3 protein-coding genes and 1 tRNA gene are annotated in these 6,000 nt (G+C 59.5%); 1 reads left to right on the top strand and 3 read right to left on the bottom strand.

From position 1 onward, the window contains the following. Positions 1–217: 217 nt before the first annotated feature. Positions 218–1,777: a SulP family inorganic anion transporter gene (locus HMPREF0307_RS01460; RefSeq protein ID WP_034664651.1), complete on the bottom strand. Its 1,560-nt coding sequence runs from the start codon at positions 1,775–1,777 to the stop codon at positions 218–220. Between the two features lie 169 nt (positions 1,778–1,946). On the opposite strand from HMPREF0307_RS01460, the gene HMPREF0307_RS01455 reads away from it, so the two are divergent. Further along, positions 1,947–2,351, top strand: coding sequence for a MerR family transcriptional regulator (locus HMPREF0307_RS01455; RefSeq protein WP_034664654.1), 405 nt, complete (start codon positions 1,947–1,949; stop codon positions 2,349–2,351). 333 nt (positions 2,352–2,684) lie between these two features. Here the strand turns inward: HMPREF0307_RS01455 and HMPREF0307_RS01450 are convergent. Together HMPREF0307_RS01450 and HMPREF0307_RS01445 are read right to left on the bottom strand one after the other, a co-directional pair. Next, positions 2,685–2,761 (bottom strand) — tRNA-Met (locus tag HMPREF0307_RS01450). Between the two features lie 152 nt (positions 2,762–2,913). After that, positions 2,914–5,883, bottom strand: coding sequence for a UPF0182 family protein (locus tag HMPREF0307_RS01445; RefSeq protein WP_066485539.1), 2,970 nt, complete (start codon positions 5,881–5,883; stop codon positions 2,914–2,916). Positions 5,884–6,000: the final 117 nt, after the last annotated feature.

The raw sequence follows: 6,000 nt of genomic DNA, 5'->3' as shown, positions 1-6,000 counted from the left end.
AGCTGAGGTAGGAACTAAACCCAGGACGCTTCAGAAACGAACCACTAACTAGAACACGTGCACCGTAAAAAGTAAAAATCCCCACAACACAGCGTAGCGGTTAACCGCTACGCTTCTTTTATGCTCTTCCTATGCCCCAACTTTGCAACAGCACCAATAAACTGGCGCCCCGGTTATAAGTTGGGGCGCCAAGTCGATGTGCTCGAGTCGGGGGATGTTAGTGGCCGGTGCCAAGCCGGCCAGACAGGCGGTTCAGCCGGTCCTGACTGGGACCGTCGAGCCCGATAATGGACACGGTTTTGCCTCTGTCCTGGAACTTCTGCGTAATCGCGTCAAAGGTCGCGACCGTGGAGGCATCCCAGATCTCCGCCTCAGTGAGATCAATAGTGATATGACGGGCAGAATCGGTGTAATCAAAGCGATAAACCAGGTCATTGCTTGATGCCCAAAACAACTGGCCATGCACCCGGTAGGTACGAGTATCAATCTCGCCATCGCCGTCGCCGTCGATCTCGGAGACCTTTTCAATGGAAGCGATATGTGCCATCCGACGGGCGAACATGATCATCGCGGTGACCACACCCAACACCACACCAATGGCCAGGTTGCTGGTGGCTAGGGTGGCAATAATCGTCACGGCCATAACAATGGTCTCAGAGACCGGCATGAGTTTAAGGGTGCGTGGATGCACCGAGTGCCAGTCGATGGTGCCGACCGAGACCATGATCATGATTGCCACCAGCGCAGCCATCGGGATCATGCCAACGATGTCGCCCAGTGCCAGGACCAGGACCAGCAGGAACACACCGGCTAACAGGGTGGATAGGCGGGTACGTGCCCCGGATTCGCGGACGTTGATCATGGTTTGACCGATCATCGCGCAGCCACCCATGCCGCCGAAGAAACCGGAGGCAATATTAGCCACCCCCTGTCCCCAGGATTCACGAGTTTTATCGGAATGAGTGTCGGTGATGTCATCGACGAGCTTGGCGGTCATCAACGATTCCATGAGACCGACCACGGCCATGGCCAGGGCATAAGGCGCGATGATCTGCAGGGTCTCCAACGTCCACGGCACGTTCGGAATAAACAGGGACGGTAAGGTCTCCGGCATCTTGCCCATGTCCGAGACCGTCGGGACAGTCAAACCGGCGGCAATGACCAAACCGGTGAGCACGATAATCGTGACCAGCGGGGCGGGGATCACACTGGTGAGCTTGGGGAAGAAAATCATGATCACCACACCCAAGCCGACGAGTGGGTAGACTATCCAAGGCACATCAATGAGGTGTTCGAGTTGGGCGGTGAAAATCATAATGCCCAGTGCATTGACGAAACCCAGCATCACCGATCGGGGGATAAAACGCTGAAGTTTCGCCACACCGAGGGCGCCGAGCACGATTTGTAGGACACCGCCCAACAGGACGGTGGCGATGAAATAATCCATCCCGTAACCACGCGCCACAGGAGCAATGACTAGGGCAATAGCCCCGGTGGCGCCGGTGATCATTGCCGGGCGGCCACCGGTAAAGGCGATCGCAATGGCCATGACTACCGAGGAAAACAGACCCATGGCTGGGTCAACACCGGCAAGGATGGAAAAGGCAATGGCCTCAGGGATCAGCGCCAGGGATACCGCCAGTCCGGCCAGAATCTCTATACGGATACGGGCGGGGGAAGAAAATGCGTAACGGAAGGATGCGATGATCCCGGTAGGGGCATCAGCGCCGTCTGGACTCAGGAGGGGGCGGGGGGCCGCCGTGCTAGTTTCAGTCATAGATGTCCAATCTTTGAGGGGATAGGTAACTGGGCGAACGCCCGAAAGGAATCCAACCCTCTAGTAACTTTAGGTTTGGTGATGGTGGTCATGGTAGCGGGAGTTTTACTCAACCGCCAACCCAGGCACAGGAACCCGTGGGCAACATCACCGTGAAGGAGAACAGGCAATGCAAAACAGTAATTTCAAGATCGGCGAGGTCGTTGACCAGACGGGGTTGTCGATTCCCACCTTGCGTTATTATGACAACGTCGGCCTGATTACCCCATCGGGGCGTAGCCCTGGTGGGTTCAGGCTTTATAGTGAGGCTGATGTACGTCGTGTTTTGCTGGTGCGACGGATGAAACCGCTGGGGTTTACTCTGGATCAGATGCGGGAATTCCTGGAAGCTGCGGAGATTCTTCATAGTTCAGATGGCGGGCAGGAAAGTGATACCGCACAGCAGGCACGGAGTAATGCCAAGGCCACCCTTGCCGACATTCGTGAGGAGACGCGCACCCGCTACGAAAAGCTACGCAAGCAAATTGCCTACGCTGAGGAATTCCTCGATCTGGTCAACACCCTGGCACCCTAAACTGCCCCCATCCTTCGCAGGGAGAAAAAGACCATCGTATTGAATGCGCTCTGTCGAATCGCGTTCCAGATGAAGTGGACGAACGTTCGCGGCCTCTCCGGAGTGGATGGCGATAGTACAGAGGACTTCTGAAATCCGTGCAGACGACTCCTCAAAACGACACAGTCATCCAAGGTCACAAAATCGAAAATTGTCACTTAACCCCATCACTTCCAAACCGGCTTAAGTGACAAAATGCCATCGCTAAAGTCCCGATTTGAGTCCCAGGACGTGCGCCTTAAGAGAAATAACTAAAGCCCCTACCAGTGTTTCTCCTGGTAGGGGCTTGGAAGTTGGTAGCGGGGGCAGGATTCGAACCTACGACCTCTGGGTTATGAGCCCAGCGAGCTACCGAGCTGCTCCACCCCGCGACGCGTGAAACAAAGAGTTTCACTATCGACTGGAAGGCTTGCGCCCTCCGTGGCGACCCCTGTAACTATACATACCGTCTCCGACTAGACAAAATCGCCAGGGCATCCCGTATAAAAGGGAACCCTGGCGATGGTTTCACGCGGGGTAGCGCTTACTTGTTGAGGTTCTGGTACTCCTTGACCGCCTTGTCGAGTTTGTCGAGAGCCTTGCCGTACTCCTCGTGGGAGCCGTCGCGGGCGTCCTCGATGCCCTTGAGCGCGTCGTTGATGGCGTTGATGGCCTCACCCTCGTTGGAGCTCGCCGGCGCGGACGCCGGAGCCGAGGGGGTGATTGCCTTGTCGGCATCGCCGGAGGTGGGGGCATCGGAAGGCTGAGCGTCGGTGGAACCGGTGTCGCCGTCGATCTCCTCGATGTCCTGAGCAGCCTTCGGGTCGATGCCCACCTGGCTGAGCGCCTCAGAGATGGTGGGCGCGTAACCAATGGAGCCCTTGTAGGACACGAGCACGCGCAGGAGCTTGGGGAACGCGGATTCCTGGTTCTTACGCTTGGAGTAGATGGGCTCGAGATAGAGCAGCTCGCCGTCGCCGACGGGGAGGGCAAGCAGGTTGCCGTTCTGCAGCTGGTTCGTGGACTCCCATAGCGAGCGGTCGCGGGCGACCTGGTCCGAGGACATCATGGCGTCCTGGGCCTGCTTGGGGCCAAGCGTCTGCGTGTCCGTGGGCAGGACGCGGACGGTGATCTTGCCGTAATTGTCCGGGTCCGAGGACGCGGACATGTGGGCGGAGAGGAACTCACGCTTCAAGCCACGGAAGGTGGTGATGAGCTGGAAGCTCGGCTTCTTCGTCTCCGGATCAGCGGCCATGACGTAGTACGGCGGCTGAGACAGCGCGTTGGTGCCCTCGGCGGCATTGGGATCCTGCGGGACGGACCAGAACGCGTCGTTGTTGAAGAAGACGCCCGGATCGGAGACGTGGTAGCGGGCCAGCAGGTTGCGCTGGACCTTGAACATGTCCTCCGGGTAGCGCAGGTGGTCGCGCAGCTCCTCAGAGATCTCAGAGTTCGGCTTCACAACGCCCGGGAAGACGCCCTCCCAAGCCTTGAGGACGGGGTCTTCGGTATCGAACTCGTAGAGGGAGACCGAGCCGTCATACGCGTCGACGGTGGCCTTCACGGAGTTGCGAATGTAGCCCACCTGGTCGTTGATGAGGCGCTGCGTCGTGCCGTCGGGGCTGAGCGCGTCCTGCGTCTCATCCGCGAGCGAGGTGCGCTGGGAGTACGGCAGGTTGGACAGCGTGGTGTAGCCGTCGACGATCCACTTGATACGGCCGTCGATGACGGCCGGGTAGGTCTTCGAGTCGGTGGTGAGCCACGGGGCGACTTCCTCGACGCGCTGACGCGGGTCGCGCTCGTAGAGAATCTTGGACTCCGCACCGACGCGATCAGAGAGCAGGAAGTTCATCTCGCCGTACTTGAGGGCGTACGCCGTGCGGTCGACGATATTGCCGATGCCGACGCCGCCGGAGCCCTCATAGGTGTAGGTGGACTGGTCCGTGTCGTATTCGACGGACTCGTTACCTGTCTTGCCCACGATGGCGTAGTCACGGCCGTCGCGCGCCGAGGCGATGACGGGGCCGAAGTAGATGCGCGGCTCCTCGACGTTGATGCCCAAGGAGGACTCGGCGTCCTTGGTCTCACCCTCACCCTCGGCCTCCTTGCCGGCCTTGGTCTGGAGGTCAGAGACGGTAAAGACCGGGTAGCCACCACGGGTGGAGCCGGCGTCACGGGCGACCTCGTCGACCTTGTTGGCCTCGGCCGCAATGAAGCCGTTGCCGTGGGTGTAGACGGTGTGGCGGTTAATCCAGTTGAGCTGGTTTTCACTCAGCGCGTTGGGGTCAAGCTCGCGGGCGGCGACCACGAAGTCGCGCATCTCGCCGTCGATCTCGTAGCGGTCCATCTCGAGCGTGTCCGGGAAGCCGTAGAAGTTGCGCAGCTGCTGCATCTGGGTAAAGGTCTCGCCCAGGATGTCCGGGTCGAGCAGACGCAGGTTATTGATCGTCGCCTCGTCCGAAGCCACGGCCTCGTCCGACGCGCCTTTCGCGCCCCAGTTGTTCTCGTAGGTCACGTTGTCATCGCCAATGCCGTAGGCATACTTCGTGGACTCGATATTGCGCGTAATCGATTCCGCTTCCTTCGCCTGACGGTTCGGGTCGACGGAGAAGCGCTGCATGAGCACCGGCCACACGTTGCCGATGACGACGGAGGAGACGAGCATAAGCACGACGGCTAGGCCCGGAATGCGCAGGTCCTTGATCACGATGGCCATGAAGAACGCGATGGCCACGAAGACGCCGATGACCATGAGGATGATCTTCGCCGGCAGGTACGCATTGATATCGGTGTAGGAGGCACCAGTGAAGATGGAGTTGTCCCTGTACAGCAGCTCGTAGCGCTCAAACCAGTAGCCAGCGACCTCGAGGAGCATCCAGATGCCGCCGGTAATCGCCAGCTGCTTGCGCGCCGCCGGTGAGACGGAGCCGCGCACGCCCGCCGGGCGGGAGCCAATGCGGATGCCGCCCAGCACGTAGTGGCCCACGAGCGCGATGAGGAACGCGAGCATGGTGAGCAGCGAGAGCGTGGAGATCACAAACTGGTAGACCGGCAGCTGGAAGGCGTAGAAGCCCAGATCCATGTGGAACTGCGGATCGTCCACGCCGAAGGACTGTCGGTTGATAAACAGCATGACCGCACGCCAGTTGGACTGGGCCAGGAAACCGGCGACGATGCCGACGAGGAGAGGCAGCACGCGCAGGAACGCGCCCATGGACTTCTCAATGGACTGGCGGTAGGCGTAGACCGGCGAGTTGAGATCACCCAGGTCGAGGTCGTCCGGACGTCCGCGCCACACGAACCACGCCGCGGCCCACGTGATGAGTCCCGCGATGATCGCGGTGACGAAGAAGATCGCGAGGCGTGCGAGCACCGTCGTGGTGAAGACGCCGCGATAATCAATCGCACCGAACCACTTCCAGTCCGTGTAGAAGCCCACGAGCAGCGGGCCTACAAAGAAGAGGAGACCAAGAATGGTGACGGTCCAGGCCAACAGCCGGGATGGCCGTCGCATGGGGGCATTGGGTCGTGTGAGTCCGGTGGACAACGCCAACTCCAATCAGTTATCGAAGAGATGAGCAAACGGTATAGTCTTCCAGCTTAAGGAAGTAACACAGCATTAACGAATGAG

This window comes from Corynebacterium sp. DNF00584 (assembly GCF_001552965.1).
Classification (GTDB): domain Bacteria; phylum Actinomycetota; class Actinomycetes; order Mycobacteriales; family Mycobacteriaceae; genus Corynebacterium; species Corynebacterium phoceense.
This window is presented reverse-complemented; position numbering and strand designations above follow the sequence as displayed.